This window comes from Variovorax sp. 54 (assembly GCF_002754375.1).
GTDB lineage: Bacteria > Pseudomonadota > Gammaproteobacteria > Burkholderiales > Burkholderiaceae_C > Variovorax.
Genome location: NZ_PEFF01000001.1, coordinates 4,818,735 through 4,836,696 on the forward strand (window position 1 = coordinate 4,818,735; position 17,962 = coordinate 4,836,696).

A 17,962-nucleotide genomic window follows, 5' to 3' on the forward strand; every position below is an offset into this window, starting at 1 on the left:
GCTGCCCGCATCAGGCTTCGAGCAGGATGCGCAGCATGCGGCGCAGCGGTTCGGCGGCGCCCCACAGCAGCTGGTCGCCGATGGTGAAGGCGCCGACATACTCGGGGCCCATTGCCAGCTTGCGGATGCGGCCGACCGGGATGTCCATGGTGCCGGTCACGGCCACAGGCGTCAGGTCCTTGACCGTGGCTTCGCGCGTGTTCGGCACGACCTTGGCCCAGGGGTTGTCGGCGGAGATCATCGCTTCGATGTCGGCCACCGGCACGTCCTTCTTCAGCTTGAAGGTCAGCGCCTGGCTGTGGCAACGCATCGCGCCGATGCGCACGCAGAAGCCGTCCACCGGCGTGGCGGCGGTACCGAAGCCCGCGCCCTGGCCGAGGATCTTGTTGGTCTCGGCGCCGCCCTTCCACTCTTCCTTGGACATGCCGTCGCCCAGGTCCTTGTCGATCCAGGGGATCAGCGAGCCGCCCAGCGGCGCGCCGAAGTTGGCGATTTCGGAGGCGCTCAGGTTCTGCTGCTTGTGCAGCACCTTGCGGTCGATCTCGAGGATGGCCGACTTCGGGTCGTCGAGCAGCGCGCGCACTTCGGCGTTCAGGGTGCCGAACTGGGTCAGCAGCTCGCGCATGTGCTGCGCGCCGCCGCCCGAGGCTGCCTGGTAGGTCATGCTGGTCATCCACTCGACCAAGCCGGCCTTGTAGAGGGCGCCCACGCCCATGAGCATGCAGCTCACGGTGCAGTTGCCGCCGACCCAGTTCTTGCCGCCCTTGGCGAGCGCGTTCTGGATCACGGGCAGGTTGACGGGGTCGAGCACGATGATCGCGTCATCGTTCATGCGCAGCGTGGAGGCCGCGTCGATCCAGTGGCCGTTCCAGCCGGCGGCGCGCAGCTTGGGGAACACCTCGCTGGTGTAGTCGCCGCCCTGGCAGGTGATGACGATGTCGCACTTCTTCAGTGCCTCGATGTCGTTCGCATCCTTCAACGCGGTTTCGTTCTTGGCCATCGCCGGGGCCTTGCCGCCGGCGTTGGAGGTCGAGAAGAAGACCGGCTCGATGAGGCCGAAGTCGCCTTCGGCCTGCATGCGGTCCATGAGGACCGAGCCGACCATGCCACGCCAGCCTACAAGGCCGACCAGAGGTTGCTTGGATGCGTTCGCCATTTCAGTTTGCCCTTAGTGAAGAAAGAAAAAATCAGTCTTTTTTGCCCCCGACTCGTCGGCCGGGGGAGGGCGTGACGAAGCGGGCTGCGGTTAGCCGGTAATCGTCTTTTTGGTGATGGCTGCTACGACCGCGTCGCCCATTTCGCGGGTGCCGACGCGCTTCGTGCCTTCGGACCAGATGTCGCCCGTGCGCAGCCCGGAGGCAAGCACGTGCTTGACCGCCGACTCGATTCGGTCGGCAGCTTCGGGTTGGTTCAGGGAGAAGCGGAGCATCATGGCAGCGGACAGGATTGTAGCCAAAGGATTGGCAACCCCTTTGCCGGCAATGTCTGGCGCGCTGCCGTGGCTCGGTTCGTACAGGCCCTGGTTGCTCGCATTGAGCGAGGCCGAGGGCAGCATGCCGATGGAGCCGGTGAGCATCGCGGCCTCGTCCGAGAGGATGTCGCCGAACATGTTGCCGGTGACGACCACGTCGAACTTCTTGGGCGCCTTCACGAGCTGCATGGCCGCGTTGTCGACGTACATGTGGTCGAGTTCGACGTCCGGATATTCCTTGCCGACCTCGGTCACGATGTCCTTCCAGAACTGGAAGGTCTCGAGCACGTTGGCCTTGTCCACGCTGGTCACGCGCTTGCTGCGCTTGCGAGCGGCCTCGAAGGCCACGCGGGCGATGCGCTCGACCTCGGGGCGCGAGTAGCGCATCGTGTCGAAGGCTTCTTCAGCGCCCGGGAAGTGACCGTCGGTGGCGATGCGGCGGCCGCGCGGCTGGCCGAAGTAGATGTCGCCGGTCAGCTCGCGGATGATGAGGATGTCCAGGCCCGCGATCAGCTCGGGCTTCAGGCTCGAGGCGTCCACCAGCTGCTCGTAGCAGATGGCCGGACGGAAGTTCGCGAACAGGCCCAGGTTCTTGCGCAGCCCCAGGATGGCCTGCTCGGGACGCAGCGGGCGGTCGAGCTTGTCGTACTTCCAGTCGCCGACGGCGCCGAACAGCACCGCGTCGGATGCCTTCGCGAGCGCGAGCGTCGACTCCGGCAGCGGATGACCGTGCGCCTCGTAGGCCGCACCGCCGACGAGCGCCGACTCCATCTCGAACTTCAGGTCGAGGACTTCGAGCACCCTGACGGCTTCCGCCACGATTTCGGTGCCGATGCCGTCACCCGGGAGAACTGCGATTTTCATAAGTTGGTCTGAGGTTTTTTGAAAACGGAAATGCGGTGAACGCTCACGAGATCATCGTGTGCGCGAGCCAGGGCTTCTGCGCCAGGCGCTCGGTCTCGAAGGCCTTGATCTTGTCCTTGTGGCGCAGCGTCAGGCCGATGTCGTCCAGCCCGTTGATCAGGCAGTACTTGCGGAAGGCCTGCACGTCGAACGAGAGTTCGCCGCCGTCCGGCTTCACGACCACCTGGCGCTCCAGGTCGATGGTCAGCGCGTAGCCGGGGAAGGCCAACGCTTCGTCGAACAGCTGCGCAACCTGCGCTTCGCTCAGCACGATCGGCAGCAGGCCGTTCTTGAAGCTGTTGTTGAAGAAGATGTCGGCGTAGCTCGGCGCAATGATCGCGCGAAAGCCGTACTGGTCGAGCGCCCACGGCGCATGTTCGCGCGACGAGCCGCAGCCGAAGTTCTTGCGCGCCAGCAGCACCGAGGCGCCTGCGTAGCGCGGCTGGTTCAGCACGAAGTCGGGGTTCGGCTTGCGGCTGGCCGGGTCCTGGCCCGGAAAGCCGGCGTCCAGATAGCGCCACTCGTCGAACAGGTTCACGCCGAAGCCGGTCTTCTTGATCGACTTGAGGAACTGCTTGGGAATGATCGCGTCGGTGTCGACGTTCTCGCGGTCCATGGGGGCCACGAGGCCCTTGTGCACGGTGAATTTCTGCATGTGATGTCTCCAGATCAGGCGAAGGTGCGCACGTCGACGAAGTGGCCGTGCACGGCGGCAGCGGCGGCCATCGCCGGGCTCACGAGGTGGGTGCGGCCACCGGCGCCCTGGCGGCCTTCGAAGTTGCGGTTCGAGGTCGATGCGCAGCGCTCGCCGGGCTCCAGGCGGTCGGCGTTCATTGCCAGGCACATCGAGCAGCCGGGCTCGCGCCATTCGAAGCCCGCGGCCTTGAAGATCAGGTCGAGGCCTTCGCGTTCGGCCTGTTCCTTCACCACGCCCGAGCCGGGCACGACCATCGCGAGCTTCACGTTCTTTGCGACCTTCTGGCCGAGCTTCTTCACCACGGCGGCGGCTTCGCGCATGTCTTCGATGCGGCTGTTGGTGCACGAACCGATGAACACCTTGTCGATGAAGATGTCGTTCATCGCTTTGTTGGGCTCCAGGCCCATGTAGACCAGCGCGCGCTCGATGGCGCCGCGCTTGCTGGCGTCCTTTTCCTTGTCGGGATCGGGCACGCGGCCGTTGATGTCGACCACCATCTCGGGCGAGGTGCCCCAGGTCACCTGCGGCGGGATCTGCGCAGCGTCGAGCTCGACCACGGCGTCGAAGGCCGCGCCGGGGTCGGACTGCAGCGTGCGCCAGTAGCCCACGGCCTGGTCCCATTCAACGCCTGTGGGCGCGAGCGGGCGGCCCTTCACGTAGGTGATGGTCTTCTCGTCGACCGCCACCAGCCCGGCGCGCGCGCCGGCCTCGATGGCCATGTTGCAGACCGTCATGCGGCCTTCCATGCTCAGGTCGCGAATCGCCGAGCCGGCGAATTCGATGGTGTAGCCCGTGCCACCGGCGGTGCCGATCTTGCCGATGATGGCCAGCACGATGTCCTTGGCCGTGCAGCCCAAGGGCAGCTTGCCTTCGACCTTCACGAGCATGTTCTTGGCCTTCTTGCCCAACAGCGTCTGCGTGGCCATCACGTGCTCGACCTCGCTGGTGCCGATGCCGTGCGCGAGCGCGCCGAACGCGCCGTGCGTGGAGGTGTGCGAGTCGCCGCAGACGACCGTCATGCCCGGCAGCGTCGCGCCGCTTTCCGGGCCGATCACGTGCACGATGCCCTGGCGCTTGCTCAGGAACGGGAAGAACGCGGCGGCGCCGAATTCGGCGATGTTCTTGTCCAGCGTCGTGACCTGCTCCTTGCTGGTCGGATCGGCGATGCCTTCGTAGCCGCGCTCCCAGCCGGTGGTCGGCGTGTTGTGGTCGGCCGTGGCCACCACCGAGCTGATGCGCCACAGCTTGCGGCCGGCTTCGCGCAGGCCTTCGAAGGCCTGCGGGCTGGTCACTTCGTGCACCAGGTGGCGGTCGATGTAGAGGATCGCGGTGCCGTCTTCCTCGGTGTGGACGACGTGTTCGTCCCAGATCTTGTCGTAGAGCGTGCGTGCCATGTCGGTCTCTTCTTTCGTGGGAAAATGGATTGTCTGTCGACGCGGTCTAGGCCGCGAGTCGTTCGGTGGCGTTGGCCGAATCGGCCGCCGCGTGCAGGTGGTTCACCAGCGTGCGCGCTGCCACCGGCAGGGTGGAGAAGTCGCGCGCCACCAGCCGGATTTCGCGCGCCGCCCAGGTGTCGTTGAGCGTCACGCTCACGAGGCCGCGGCCGATGCCGTTGTGCATGAGTTCGAAGGCGCGCTGCGGCATCACGCCGATGCCCAGCCCGTTGTCGATCATCCGGCACATGGCGTCCAGGCCCGTGACGTGGATGCGCAGTTTCACGCTGCGGCCGGCGCTCAATGCGGCTTCGTGCATCGCCACGTAGATCGAGCTGTTGGTGTGCAGGCCCACGTGGTCGAAGGCCAGCGAGTCGATGAAATCGATCGCGTCCTGCGCGGCCAGCGCGTGTCCCTCGGGAACGATCAGCGCGAGGCGGTCGTGCCGGTAGGAAAGGCTCTGCAGTTCGCCCGCGCCGCCGGCCACGTGGCACACGCCGAGGTCGGCCGCGCCTTCCTGCACCGCGCGGATCACCTCGCTGCTCAGGTGCTCCTCGAGGTCGATCTTGATGGCCTCGTGCGCGCGCGAGAACACGCCCAGGTCTTCCGGCAGGAACTGCACGATGGCCGAGATGTTGGCGTGCACCCGCACATGGCCGCGCACGCCGTCGGCGTATTCGCTGAGCTCGCCCTGCATTTTCTCGAGGCTGTAGAGCACAGAGCGGGCGTGGTGCAGCAGGCTTTCGCCGGCCGGCGTGAGGTCGACGCCGCGCGCATGGCGGTAGAGCAGGGCGGTGCCGAGCGTGGCTTCCAGGTCGGACAACCGCTTGCTGACGGCCGAGGCCGCGATGAACTCGCGCTCCGCCGCGCGCCCGATGCTGCCCAGCTCGCACACGGCCACGAACAGCTGCAACGACGTGAGGTCGATGCGGCGGGCGAAGTTGCGTTCGGAGGTGCTCATGGGGGGCTTGGGCATCGCGTTTGGCGATGAGTTGGCTATTTTCTTCCTGTTTTAAAGCCATTGCCATCGCGATGCACGATGGCCTTGCTGCCGGCCTGCGAGGAGGGGCATGCCGAACGGGCAATAAAAAAGCTGCCCGGAGGCAGCTTTTCAGGGAGCGAAGGTTCCGCAGTCGATCAGCGGGCCGAGATCGGCTTCACGTCACGCTTGGGCGAGCCTTCGAACAGCTGGCGCGGGCGGCCGATCTTGTACTCGGGGTCGCCGATCATTTCGTTCAGCTGGGCGATCCAGCCGACCGTGCGGGCCAGCGCGAAGATCGCGGTGAACAGCGGCACGGGGATGCCGATGGCGCGTTGCACGATGCCCGAGTAGAAGTCGACGTTCGGGTAGAGCTTCCGCGACACGAAGTACTCGTCTTCCAGGGCGATCTTTTCGAGCTCCTTGGCGAGCTTGAACAGCGGGTCGTTTTCCAGGCCCAGCTCGGTCAGCACTTCGTTGCAGGTTTCCTGCATGAGCTTGGCGCGCGGGTCGTAGTTCTTGTACACGCGATGGCCGAAGCCCATCAGCTTGACGTTCGAGTTCTTGTCCTTGACCTTCTTGATGAACTCGCCGATCTTTTCCACGCCGCCTTCGCGCTGGATGTCGTACAGCATGTTCAGCGCCGCTTCGTTGGCGCCGCCGTGTGCCGGGCCCCACAGGCACGCCACGCCGGCTGCAATGGCCGCGAAGGGGTTGGTGCCCGACGAGCCGCACAGGCGCACGGTCGAGGTCGAGGCGTTCTGCTCGTGGTCTGCGTGCAGGATGAAGATGCGGTCGAGCGCGCGCTCGAGCACCGGGTTCACCTTGTACTCTTCGCACGGCGTGGCGAACATCATGTGCAGGAAGTTGCCTGCATAGCTGAGTTCGTTCTTCGGGTACATGTACGGCTGGCCGACGGTGTACTTGTAGGCCATGGCCACGAGCGTGGGCATCTTCGCGATCAGGCGGATCGCGGCGATCTCGCGGTGCTCGGGATTGTTGATGTCCGTGCTGTCGTGATAGAAGGCCGACAACGCGCCCACGAGGCCGGTCATGATGGCCATCGGGTGGGCATCACGGCGGAAGCCGCGCAGGAAGAATTGCATCTGCTCGTTGACCATCGTGTGGTTCGTCACGAGCTTGGTGAAGCTGGCCTTCTTGCCTGCGTCCGGCAGTTCACCGTACAGCAGCAGGTGGCAGGTCTCCATGAAGTCGCAGTTGGTCGCGAGCTGCTCGATGGGGTAGCCGCGGTACAGCAGCTCGCCCTTGTCACCGTCGATGTAGGTGATGGCCGACTGGCAGGCGGCGGTCGACATGAAGCCCGGGTCGTACGTGAACATGCCGGTCTGTGCATACAGCTTGCGGATGTCGATCACGTCAGGGCCGATGGTGCCCTTGTAGATCGGCAGTTCGACGTTGTCGCCGCCATTGCTGAACGACAGCGTGGCCTTGGTATCGGATGCTTTCATTTCGGTTTACTTTCAGAGGAGGATTCAGGACGAAGGAGAGATTGCGGGACGCTGCGCGCCATCGGTACGCATCAGATGCAGCAATGCGACCACCTCGGCGCCGGCCCATTCGGGCTCGGGCTCCTTTCTGCGCAGCAAAAGGTCCAGGAGGTCGTTGTCCGACAGGTCCATCAATGTCTCCATCGCTCCCGCCTGACCGTTGGTCATGTGGGATTCGTGCCGCTCGAAGAAGCGGGCGATGAACAGGTCGTTCTCGAGCAGGCCGCGCCGGCAACGCCATTTCAGTTTGCTCAGCGCACGTTCGCTGAGCGGCTGCTGGAGTTCGTCGGCGGTTTGCATGGTGGTGTCTTGAAAAAAGGTCAGATGGCGCGACGCACCATCAGTTCCTTGATCTTGCCGATGGCCTTGGTGGGGTTCAGGTTCTTCGGGCACACGTCGACGCAGTTCATGATCGTGTGGCAGCGGAACAGGCGGTACGGGTCTTCCAGGTTGTCCAGGCGTTCGGCGGTGGCTTCGTCGCGGCTGTCGGCGATGAAGCGGTAGGCCTGCAGCAAGCCGGCCGGGCCCACGAACTTGTCGGGGTTCCACCAGAAGCTCGGGCAGCTTGTGGAGCAGCTCGCGCACAGGATGCACTCGTACAGGCCGTCGAGCTCTTCACGCTCTTCGGGCGACTGCAGGCGTTCCTTTTCGGGCGGCACGGTGTCGTTCTGCAGGTACGGCTTGATCGAGTTGTACTGCTTGAAGAACTGGGTCATGTCGACGATCAGGTCGCGGATGACGGGCAGGCCCGGCAGCGGCTTGAGCACGACGGTGCCCTTGAGCGTGTTCATGTTGGTCAGGCAGGCCAGACCGTTCTTGCCGTTGATGTTCATCGCGTCGGAGCCGCAGACGCCTTCGCGGCACGAGCGGCGGAACGACAGCGTGGGATCCTGCGCCTTGAGCTTCATCAGGGCGTCCAGCAGCATGCGTTCGTGGCCGTCGAGTTCGACCTCGATCGTCTGCATGTAGGGCTTGGCGTCCTTGTCCGGGTCGTAGCGGTAGATCTGGAATGTGCGCTTCATCGTATGGACCTTGTAAATATTCTTAGAACGTGCGGACCTTGGGTGGCACGGATGCCACCGTCAGCGGCTGCAGCTTGACGGGCTTGTACGAGAGGCGGTTGTCCGCGCTGTACCAGAGCGTGTGCTTCATCCAGTTGGCGTCGTCGCGGCCCAGCGGTGCGACCGGGTCGTCCGCGGGACGCTCGTAGTCTTCCACCGTGTGGGCGCCGCGGCATTCCTTGCGGGCGGCGGCCGAGACCATGGTGGCCTGCGCCACTTCGATCAGGTTGTCGACTTCCAGCGCTTCGATGCGGGCGGTGTTGAACACCTTGGACTTGTCCTTCAGGCCGATGCTCTTGACGCGTTCGCGCACGGCGGCGATCTTGACCACGCCTTCGTCCATCGAGGCCTGCTTGCGGAACACGGCGGCATGCTGCTGCATGACGGCGCGGATCTCGCCAGCCACGTCTTGCGCGTACTCGCCGCCGGTGGCGGCTTCGAGTTCGTTCAGGCGCTGCAGCGTGCGGTCGGCCGCATCCTTGGGCAGTTCCTTGTGTTCCTTGAGCTTGTCGTTGAACTCGACGATGTGGTTGCCGGCCGCACGGCCGAACACCAGCAGGTCGAGCAGCGAGTTCGTGCCCAGGCGGTTCGCGCCGTGCACGCTCACGCAGGAGCATTCGCCCACGGCGTAGAGGCCGTTCACGATGGCGCTGTTGTCTTCACCCTTCTGGATGACGACCTGGCCGTTGATGTTCGTCGGAATGCCGCCCATCTGGTAGTGGATGGTGGGCACCACAGGAATCGGTTCCTTGGTGACGTCGACGTTGGCGAAGTTGATGCCGATCTCGTAGACCGACGGCAGCCGCTTGTGGATGGTGTCGGCGCCCAGGTGGTCCAGCTTCATGTGGATGTAGTCCTTGTTGGGACCACAGCCACGGCCTTCCTTGATTTCCTGGTCCATCGAGCGCGAGACAAAGTCGCGCGGTGCCAGGTCCTTCAGGGTGGGCGCATAGCGCTCCATGAAGCGTTCGCCGTTGCTGTTCAGCAAGATGGCGCCTTCACCGCGGCAGCCTTCGGTCAGCAGCACGCCCGCGCCGGCCACGCCGGTGGGGTGGAACTGCCAGAACTCCATGTCCTGCAGCGGGATGCCCGAACGCGCGGCCATGCCCAGGCCGTCGCCGGTGTTGATGAACGCGTTGGTGGACGCACCGAAGATGCGACCTGCGCCGCCGGTGGCCAGCAGCACGGTCTTGGCCTGCAGGATGTGCAGGTCGCCGGTTTCCATTTCGAGGGCCGTGACGCCGACCACGTCGCCTTCGTCGTCACGGATGAGGTCGAGCGCCATCCATTCGACGAAGAACTGGGTGCGGGCTTCCACGTTCTTCTGATAGAGCGTGTGCAGCATCGCGTGGCCGGTGCGGTCGGCCGCGGCGCAGGCGCGCTGCACGGCCTTCTCACCGTAGTTGGCCGTGTGGCCGCCGAACGGACGCTGGTAGATCGTGCCGTCGGGGTTGCGGTCGAAGGGCATGCCGAAGTGTTCGAGCTCGTACACGACCTTCGGGGCTTCACGGCACATGAACTCGATCGCGTCCTGGTCGCCGAGCCAGTCGGAACCCTTGATCGTGTCGTAGAAGTGGTAGTGCCAGTTGTCTTCGCTCATGTTGCCGAGCGAGGCGCCCACGCCGCCCTGGGCAGCGACGGTGTGCGAACGCGTCGGGAACACCTTGGAGAGCACGGCCACGTTGAGGCCGGCACGGGCGAGTTGCAGCGAGGCGCGCATGCCGGAGCCGCCGGCACCGACGATCACGACGTCGAACTTGCGCTTGGTGATGTTTTCTTTTGTGTAGGTCATGGTGGGTCAGATCTTCCAAAGCACTTGAATAGCCCAACCCGCACAACCGACAAGCCAGACGATGGTGAAAACTTGCAGCACGAGACGGATGGCGACGGGCTGGACATAGTCCATCCACACGTCGCGCATGCCGACCCACACGTGATAGAGCAGGGCAACGATCACGGAGAAGGTGAGCACCTTCATCCACTGTGCGGCGAAGATGCCGGCCCACAGGTCGTAGCCGATGGGGCCGCGCGAGAAGACCACCTGCGCGAGCAGGATGATCGTGAAGAGCGCCATCAGGGCGCCGGTGATGCGTTGGCTGAGCCAGTCGCGCAGACCGTAGTGCGCGCCGACGACGATGCGCTTGGAGCCGTAATTCACAGACATGGGGGGCTCCTTCTCAGTACAGGCCGAACAGCTTGGCGCCGAGCGCCAGCGTGAGGATGATGCTCGCGCCCAGCGTGAAGAGGGCGGAGGTGTGGCCGAACTCCTTGGTCACGGCGGCGTGGCTCACGTCCATCCAGAGGTGACGCAGGCCGGCGATGAAGTGGTGCAGGTAGGCCCAGATGAGCGCCAGTGCGATGAGCTTGAAGAACCATCCCGGAGCGAAGCCGACGCCGATGTTGAAAACAGACTTGAATTTCGCGAACGAATAGTCAGATGACAGCGAGGTGTCGAACATCCAGATGATGAAGGGCATCAGCAGGAACATGATCACGCCGCTCACGCGGTGCAGGATCGACACGATGCCGGCCGGCGGCAGCCGATAGGTCGTGAGATCGGTGAAGGCATTGATGTTCCGGAATTCGCGACGCGGCGGCCGGGGGGGAGTTGCAAGCTCTGTCATAGGGAGATGGCTTTCGTGGCTTTGTGACTTGTTGGCTTGTTCTGAGAGCGAACGCTTTTGTTTCTTCTGCGGAATGCAAACAACGCAAAATTCTATTGCAATGCACCATCGCGCATCGGACGCACAGGAGTCAACGCACTGCGGCAGTCGGATGCTCGGGGATTGAGCTTGCATTGCGCGGGCTGAGTGTGCGCGTTTGTGCCCGCGCGGGCGAGGTTCTTCGGCGCCATCGGGTCAGCCCAGCTGGTTGCGGTAATGGTGGGTGTCGGTGCGGTACAGGCCGCGTCGCAGTTCCATCGGCATGTCGTGGTACGTGTGCGCCACGCGCTCCACGCTCAAGAGCGGCATCTGCAGCGGCACGTCGAGCAGCTGGGCCTGTTCGGCATCGGGCAGCACGGCGCGGATCTTTTCTTCGGCGCGCACCATGCGCACGCCGAATTCGGTTTCGAACATGGCGTACATCGGGCCGGGCCAGGCGCGCAGCCGGTCGGCCGTGAGGCCCTTGAAGGGCGCGCCGGGCAGCCAGAGGTCTTCGAGGATGGTCGGCACGCCCGCGTAGGCGAGCACGCGGCGCACCTGCAGCACGGCGTCGCCGGTGCGCAGGCTCAGTGCGCGCGCCACGTCGGCCGAGGCGCGCAGGCGCTTGCAGTCGACGATGGTGCGCTCGGCCGGGCCTTCGGCGCTCGGGCTGCCGGCGTCGGGCACCAGCTTCAGAAATCGGTACTGCACATGCTGCTCGGCATGCGTGGCGACGAAGGTGCCCTTGCCCTGGCGGCGTACCACCAGGTTTTCGGCCGACAGCTCGTCGATCGCCTTGCGCACCGTGCCCTGGCTCACGCGGTAACGCACCGCCAGGTCCATCTCGCTGGGGATGGGTTCGCCCGGCTTCCACTCGCCGGCCTGCAGGCTCTGCAGGATCAGGGTCTTGATCTGCTGGTAGAGCGGACTGAAGGACGGCGTCGTGGGCTCGTCGAGGGTGGAGGGCGTGTTCATGGCAGCGGTGGGGTGCGCCGTGGCGGACCCCCAGAGGATATCTTATATAAGACATAAGACGGCCTTTGTCGATTCGGCTTAAAATGTGGCCCGGTCCCGCGCCGCGGGAAAGCTTCCCCCCGCAGGACCGCTGGCGCCCCACGAGAGCGCAGCCCCGTTTCACTACCTTCTGGAGTCTTCCCATGAGCAAAAAGCCTGTCCGCGTTGCCGTTACCGGTGCCGCCGGTCAAATCGGTTATGCCCTGTTGTTCCGTATCGCTTCCGGCGAAATGCTCGGCAAAGACCAGCCGGTCATCCTGCAACTGCTCGAAATCCCCGACGAGAAGGCCCAGAAGGCGCTCAAGGGCGTGATGATGGAGCTCGACGACTGCGCCTTCCCGCTGCTGGCCGGCATGGAAGCCCACGGCGACCCGATGACCGCCTTCAAGGACGCCGACTACGCCCTGCTGGTCGGTTCGCGCCCCCGCGGCCCCGGCATGGAACGTGCCGAGCTGCTGGCAGTCAACGGCGCCATCTTCACGGCACAAGGCAAGGCGCTGAACGCCGTCGCCTCGCGCAACGTGAAGGTGCTGGTCGTCGGCAACCCCGCCAACACCAACGCCTACATCGCCATGAAGTCGGCACCGGACCTGCCGCGCAAGAACTTCACCGCCATGCTGCGCCTGGACCACAACCGCGCTGCCAGCCAGATCGCCGCCAAGACCGGCAAGGCCGTGGCCGACATCGAGAAGCTCACCGTCTGGGGCAACCACTCGCCCACGATGTACGCCGACTACCGCTTTGCGACCATCAACGGCGAAAGCGTCGCCAAGATGATCAACGACCAGGAATGGAACGCCAACACCTTCCTGCCGACCGTCGGCAAGCGCGGCGCGGCCATCATCGAAGCACGCGGCCTGTCGTCGGCTGCTTCGGCCGCCAACGCCGCCATCGACCACATGCGCGACTGGGCCCTGGGCACCAACGGCAAGTGGGTCACGATGGGCATCCCGTCGGACGGCCAGTACGGCATTCCGAAGGACGTGATGTTCGGCTTCCCGGTCACCTGCGAAAACGGTGAATACAAGCTGGTCGAAGGCCTCGAGATCGACGCATTCAGCCAGGAACGCATCAACAAGACGCTCGAAGAGCTCGAAGGCGAACGCGCCGGCGTCGCCCACCTGCTGTAAGTCAAGCCAACCCGCCCGCATGCTCGACTGGAACCCCGCGCTCTATCGTCGCTACGAGGACGAGCGCACCCGGCCCGCACAGGAACTCCTGGCGCGGGTCCCGCTTGCCGAGGCCGCCCATGTGGTCGACCTCGGATGCGGACCGGGCAATTCCACCGAGCTGCTGGCACATCGGTTCCCCACGGCGCAAGTCACGGGCACCGACAACTCCGAAGCCATGCTGGTCAGCGCGCGCGAGCGCCTGCCGGCGGCGCGCTTCGAGCTGAGCGACATCGCGACCTGGGCGCCGCGTGAACAAGAAGCGCCCGATCTCATTTATGCCAACGCGTCCCTGCAATGGGTGCCGGATCACGAGACGCTGATCCCCCGCCTGTTCGACGCGCTGGCCCCGGGCGGCGTGCTCGCCGTCCAGATGCCCGACAACCGCCAGGAGCCCACGCACCGCCTGATGCGGGCGGTGGCGGCCGAAGCGCCCTGGGCCGAGCCCATCGGCGACGCCGACAAGCTGCGCACCCTGCTGCTGCCGCTCGGCGGTTACTACGACCTGCTGGCCGCACGTGCGGCCCATGTGGATGTCTGGCACACCATTTACCAGCACCCGATGGCAGATGCCGCGGCCATCGTCGAATGGGTGCGCAGCACCGGGCTGAAGCCTTTCGTCGACCGGCTGCCGCCCGACCTGCAGGCGAGCTATCTGGCCGAATACGAACGCCGGGTGGACGAGGCCTATCCGGTGCGCACCGACGGCAAGCGCCTGCTCGCTTTCCCGCGCATGTTCATCGTGGCGCACAAGAAAAAAGACGCATGACCACCCAGACCGCCACCGCCGCCCATCCCGCGGACGTGCTGCTCGGCGCACAGGCCGGCGCCGTGACCCTGCCGGTGTGCGACCACTACAGCGGCGTCGAAGCCCGCATGAAGAAGAGCCTCGCGCTCCAGGCCGAGATGGCCGACGAGTTCGGCGCCTGTGTGTTCGACGTCACCCTCGACTGCGAAGACGGCGCCCCGGTCGGCGGCGAGGCCGAGCATGCCGCGCTCGTCACCGAGCTCGCGCTGGCCGCGAAGCCCGGCATGCGCGTCGGTGTGCGCGTGCACCCGGTCGACCATCCCGCCTTTGCCGGCGACGTGATCACCATCGCCGGACGCGCCGGCCATCGGCTGAGCCACCTGATGGTGCCCAAGGTCGAATCCGTGGCCGATGTGTTTCAGGCTGTTGCCGCGCTCGACGCCGCCGATGCCGCCACGCTGCCGCTGCACGTGCTCATCGAATCGCCGCTGGCGGTGCACAACGCCTTCGAGATCGCCGCGCATCCGCGCGTGCAATCGCTGAGCTTCGGCCTCATGGATTTCGTGTCGGCGCATGCCGGCGCCATTCCCGCCGACGGCATGGGCGCGGCGGGGCAGTTCAGCCATCCGCTGGTCGTGCGTGCCAAGCTGGCACTGGCCTCGGCCGCGCATGCCTACGGCAAGGTGCCCTCGCATTGCGTGGTCACCGAGTTCAACGACATGGACGCAATGCGCACCGCGGCCCGCAAGGCGGCCACCGAATTCGGCTACACGCGCATGTGGAGCATCCACCCGAACCAGATCCGTCCGATCCTCGAGGCCTTCGCGCCCGACGAGGCGCAGATTCAAATTGCCACAAAAATCATTACAAAAGCCGCAGACGCGGATTGGGCACCGACACAAATTGATGGCACATTGCACGACCGCGCGAGCTACCGCCACTTCTGGCAGGTCCTGACGCGCGCCCACGCAACAGGGCGCGCGTTGCCCCCCGAGGCGAAAGCCTGGTTTGCATCGCGGTCTCCTGAAACCCACTGAATCAGCCTGAAGGAACCCCGCACATGAAGAAAATTGCACTGATCGCCGCCGTTGCACTGGCCCTGCCGTTGGCCGCCGTGGCGCAGAACGCCACTGCCACCAAGCCGGCCGCCGCCAAGGCCGAAGCCAAGAAGGCCCCGCCGAAGCGCCAGGTGACCCGCAAGGCCGCCAAGGCCGTGGAAGAAGTGACGCCGATCAACACCGACACCGATGTCGTTCTGAATGACGCCGACCTGGCTGTCGCACAGCGCGTGTCCACCGGCAAGGCCCAGTGCGAACTGGGCGCCGACGTCACCGTCACGCCCGACGAGAAGAAGCCCGGCTTCTTCAACGTGACCACCAAGGGCCTGAAGTACCGCATGCACCCGGTCGAAAGCCGCACCGGCGCCATCCGCCTCGAAGACCCGCGTGCCGGCGCCATGTGGCTCCAGCTCGGCAACAAGTCGATGCTGATGAACCAGAAGGCCGGCCTGCGCATCGCCGACGAATGCCAGACCGCTGCCCAGGTCGCCTTCGCCGACGAGATGAAGAAGAACCCCCGAAGGCCCTTTTCGAAGGTGCCGACGCAGCCAAGAAGTAAGAAGAGCACCGAACCCGGGGTGCGGCGCGGCTCTTGCTTGGCCGCTCGAGACCGTTCCGCACGCCCGATAGCCTAGTTTCCGGAGAAAAGAAGATGTTGCAAGCCTACGTTGATCATGTTGCCGAACGCGCCGCGCTCGGTATCCCGCCGCTGCCCCTGAGCGCGAAGCAGACCGCCGAAGCGATCGAGCTCCTGAAGAGCGCGAATGCCAAGGACGGCGCCTTCCTGCTGGACCTGCTCACCTACCGTGTGCCCGCCGGCGTCGATGACGCCGCCAAGGTCAAGGCGAGCTACCTCGCGGCCGTGGCCCACGGCACCGAGAAGAACGCGTTCATCACGCGCGCCCGCGCCACTGAACTGCTCGGCACCATGCTCGGCGGCTACAACATCAGCCCCATGATCGACCTGCTGGATGACGCCGAAGTCGGCGCCGTGGCGGCCGAAGGCCTGAAGAAAACCCTGCTGATGTTCGACCAGTTCCACGACGTCAAGGAAAAGGCCGACAAGGGCAACGCCCACGCCAAGGGCGTGCTGCAAAGCTGGGCCGATGCCGAGTGGTTCACCAGCCGCCCGGAAGTGCCGCAAAGCATCACCGTCAGCATCTTCAAGGTGGCTGGCGAAATCAACACCGACGACCTGTCGCCCGCACCCGATGCGACGACGCGTCCCGACATTCCGATGCACGCCCTGGCGATGCACAAGAACGCCCGCCCCGGCATCGTTCCTGAAGAGGACGGCAAGCGCGGCCCGGTGAAGTTCATCGAAGACCTGCGCGCGCGCGGCCACCTCGTGGCCTACGCCGGCGACGTGGTCGGCACGGGTTCGTCGCGCAAGAGCGCCACCAACTCGGTGCTGTGGTTCACCGGCGAAGACATTCCCTTCGTGCCGAACAAGCGTTTCGGCGGCGTCTGCCTCGGCGGCAAGATCGCTCCCATCTTCTACAACACGATGGAAGACTCGGGCGCACTGCCCATCGAGCTCGACGTGACGCAGATGAACATGGGCGACGTGGTCGAGCTGCGTCCCTACGAAGGCAAGGCGCTGAAGGACGGCAAGGTCATTGCCGAGTTCACCGTCAAGAGCGACGTGCTGTTCGACGAAGTGCGCGCCGGCGGCCGCATTCCGCTGATCATCGGCCGCGGCCTCACGACCAAGGCGCGCGAAGCACTGGGCCTGCCGGTCTCGACGCTGTTCCGCCTGCCGACCAGCCCGGTCGACACCAAGAAGGGCTTCTCGCTCGCACAGAAGATGGTCGGCCGCGCCTGCGGCCTGCCCGAAGGCACGGGCGTGCGCCCGGGCACGTACTGCGAACCCAAGATGACCTCGGTCGGCTCGCAGGACACCACCGGCCCGATGACCCGCGACGAGCTGAAGGACCTGGCCTGCCTGGGCTTCTCGGCCGACCTCGTCATGCAGTCGTTCTGCCACACAGCGGCGTACCCGAAGAAGGTCGACGTCAAGATGCACCACGAACTCCCCGAGTTCATGGCCAACCGCGGCGGCGTGTCGCTGCGTCCGGGCGACGGCGTGATCCACAGCTGGCTCAACCGCCTGTTGACGCCCGACACCGTGGGCACGGGCGGCGACAGCCACACCCGCTTCCCCATCGGCATCAGCTTCCCCGCGGGCTCCGGCCTCGTGGCCTTCGCAGCCGCCACCGGCGTGATGCCGCTGGACATGCCCGAGTCGGTGCTCGTGCGCTTCAAGGGCAAGATGCAGCCCGGCGTCACGCTGCGTGACCTGGTCAACGCCATTCCGCTGTACGCCATCAAGTCGGGCCTGCTGACCGTGGCCAAGCAAGGCAAGAAGAACATCTTCTCGGGCCGCATCCTCGAAATCGAAGGCCTGCCCGACCTGAAGGTGGAGCAAGCCTTCGAACTGAGCGACGCCTCGGCCGAACGCTCGGCCGCCGGCTGCACGGTGCACCTGAACAAGGAACCGATCCAGGAGTACATCAACAGCAACATCACGCTGATGAAGTGGATGATTGCCGAAGGCTACGCCGACGCCCGCACGCTGGCACGCCGCATCGCCGCGCAGGAAGCCTGGCTCAAGGACCCGCAATTGCTCAAGGGTGACGCCGACGCCGAATACGCCGCCGTGATCGAGATCGACCTGGCCGAGATCCACGAACCCATCGTGGCCTGCCCGAACGACCCCGACGACGTGAAGACGCTGAGCGACGTGGCCGGCGCCGTGATCGACGAAGTGTTCATCGGTTCGTGCATGACCAACATCGGTCACTTCCGCGCCGCATCGAAGCTGCTCGAAGGCAAGCGCGACATCCCGGTCAAGCTGTGGATCGCACCGCCGACCAAGATGGATGCGCAGCAACTCACCGAAGAAGGCCATTACGGTGTGTTCGGTAACGCCGGCGCTCGCACCGAAATGCCGGGCTGCTCGCTGTGCATGGGCAACCAGGCACAGGTGCGCGAAGGCGCGACGGTGATGTCGACCAGCACCCGCAACTTCCCGAACCGCCTGGGCAAGAACACGAACGTGTACCTGGGCTCGGCCGAACTGGCCGCCATCTGCTCGCGCCTGGGCCGCATCCCGACCCGCGAGGAGTACATGGCTGCGACGGGCGTGCTCGATGCATCGAGCAGCCAGATCTACCAGTACCTGAACTTCGACAAGATCGAAGACTACAAGGGCGTGGCGGACACGGTCGCGGCCTGAAGGTCGCAGCAGCCGGCAATCGATCGAACGATCGGTTCGCC

17 protein-coding genes are annotated in these 17,962 nt (G+C 65.2%); 5 read left to right on the forward strand and 12 right to left on the reverse strand.

Annotated elements, in window-relative coordinates; translation table 11 throughout:
* Positions 1–10: 10 nt before the first annotated feature.
* From asd to CLU95_RS22260, 12 genes are all read right to left on the reverse strand, one after another.
* Positions 11–1,156, reverse strand: a complete 1,146-nt coding sequence (gene asd / locus CLU95_RS22205; protein WP_099795589.1) for an aspartate-semialdehyde dehydrogenase — start codon at positions 1,154–1,156, stop codon at positions 11–13.
* Positions 1,157–1,246: 90 nt separating this feature from the next.
* On the reverse strand, positions 1,247–2,335 hold the full coding sequence (gene leuB / locus CLU95_RS22210; RefSeq protein ID WP_099795590.1) for a 3-isopropylmalate dehydrogenase: 1,089 nt from the start codon (positions 2,333–2,335) through the stop codon (positions 1,247–1,249).
* A 43-nt stretch (positions 2,336–2,378) separates the two neighbouring features.
* Positions 2,379–3,029: a 3-isopropylmalate dehydratase small subunit gene (gene leuD / locus CLU95_RS22215; protein WP_099795591.1), complete on the reverse strand. Its 651-nt coding sequence runs from the start codon at positions 3,027–3,029 to the stop codon at positions 2,379–2,381.
* Between the two features lie 14 nt (positions 3,030–3,043).
* The gene (gene leuC, locus CLU95_RS22220; RefSeq protein WP_099795592.1) at positions 3,044–4,465 is read right to left on the reverse strand and encodes a 3-isopropylmalate dehydratase large subunit; all 1,422 of its coding nucleotides are present in this window, start codon (positions 4,463–4,465) and stop codon (positions 3,044–3,046) included.
* A gap of 46 nt (positions 4,466–4,511) precedes the next feature.
* Positions 4,512–5,465, reverse strand: coding sequence for a LysR substrate-binding domain-containing protein (locus CLU95_RS22225; RefSeq protein ID WP_099797434.1), 954 nt, complete (start codon positions 5,463–5,465; stop codon positions 4,512–4,514).
* A 176-nt stretch (positions 5,466–5,641) separates the two neighbouring features.
* The gene (gene gltA / locus CLU95_RS22230; RefSeq protein WP_062479703.1) at positions 5,642–6,952 is read right to left on the reverse strand and encodes a citrate synthase; all 1,311 of its coding nucleotides are present in this window, start codon (positions 6,950–6,952) and stop codon (positions 5,642–5,644) included.
* Between the two features lie 24 nt (positions 6,953–6,976).
* Positions 6,977–7,291 carry an FAD assembly factor SdhE gene (locus tag CLU95_RS22235; RefSeq protein ID WP_099795593.1) on the reverse strand — a complete coding sequence of 105 codons (315 nt, stop codon included), beginning with the start codon at positions 7,289–7,291 and terminating at the stop codon, positions 6,977–6,979.
* A gap of 20 nt (positions 7,292–7,311) precedes the next feature.
* On the reverse strand, positions 7,312–8,013 hold the full coding sequence (locus tag CLU95_RS22240) for a succinate dehydrogenase iron-sulfur subunit (protein WP_099795594.1): 702 nt from the start codon (positions 8,011–8,013) through the stop codon (positions 7,312–7,314).
* 22 nt (positions 8,014–8,035) lie between these two features.
* Positions 8,036–9,844 (reverse strand): succinate dehydrogenase flavoprotein subunit, encoded by a 1,809-nt coding sequence (gene sdhA, locus CLU95_RS22245; protein WP_099795595.1) that lies wholly within the window; start codon positions 9,842–9,844, stop codon positions 8,036–8,038.
* A 6-nt stretch (positions 9,845–9,850) separates the two neighbouring features.
* Positions 9,851–10,216, reverse strand: coding sequence for a succinate dehydrogenase, hydrophobic membrane anchor protein (gene sdhD, locus CLU95_RS22250; RefSeq protein ID WP_099795596.1), 366 nt, complete (start codon positions 10,214–10,216; stop codon positions 9,851–9,853).
* A 13-nt stretch (positions 10,217–10,229) separates the two neighbouring features.
* Positions 10,230–10,676 (reverse strand): succinate dehydrogenase, cytochrome b556 subunit, encoded by a 447-nt coding sequence (gene sdhC / locus CLU95_RS22255; protein WP_099795597.1) that lies wholly within the window; start codon positions 10,674–10,676, stop codon positions 10,230–10,232.
* A 234-nt stretch (positions 10,677–10,910) separates the two neighbouring features.
* A complete protein-coding gene (locus CLU95_RS22260) occupies positions 10,911–11,669 on the reverse strand; it encodes a GntR family transcriptional regulator (RefSeq protein ID WP_099795598.1) in 759 nt (252 codons plus the stop codon).
* 182 nt (positions 11,670–11,851) lie between these two features.
* On the opposite strand from CLU95_RS22260, the gene CLU95_RS22265 reads away from it, so the two are divergent.
* Genes CLU95_RS22265 through CLU95_RS22285 form a run of 5 tightly spaced genes read left to right on the forward strand, consistent with a single transcriptional unit; the run spans position 11,852 to position 17,921 of the window.
* Positions 11,852–12,838, forward strand: coding sequence for a malate dehydrogenase (locus CLU95_RS22265; protein WP_042578072.1), 987 nt, complete (start codon positions 11,852–11,854; stop codon positions 12,836–12,838).
* A 19-nt stretch (positions 12,839–12,857) separates the two neighbouring features.
* Positions 12,858–13,646, forward strand: a complete 789-nt coding sequence (gene tam / locus CLU95_RS22270) for a trans-aconitate 2-methyltransferase (protein WP_099795599.1) — start codon at positions 12,858–12,860, stop codon at positions 13,644–13,646.
* Positions 13,643–14,662, forward strand: coding sequence for an HpcH/HpaI aldolase/citrate lyase family protein (locus CLU95_RS22275; protein WP_099795600.1), 1,020 nt, complete (start codon positions 13,643–13,645; stop codon positions 14,660–14,662). Before tam ends, CLU95_RS22275 begins: the two co-directional genes overlap by 4 nt.
* Positions 14,663–14,685: 23 nt before the next feature.
* On the forward strand, positions 14,686–15,318 hold the full coding sequence (locus CLU95_RS22280) for a hypothetical protein (protein ID WP_180288660.1): 633 nt from the start codon (positions 14,686–14,688) through the stop codon (positions 15,316–15,318).
* A gap of 17 nt (positions 15,319–15,335) precedes the next feature.
* Positions 15,336–17,921 (forward strand): bifunctional aconitate hydratase 2/2-methylisocitrate dehydratase, encoded by a 2,586-nt coding sequence (locus CLU95_RS22285; protein WP_099795601.1) that lies wholly within the window; start codon positions 15,336–15,338, stop codon positions 17,919–17,921.
* Positions 17,922–17,962: the final 41 nt, after the last annotated feature.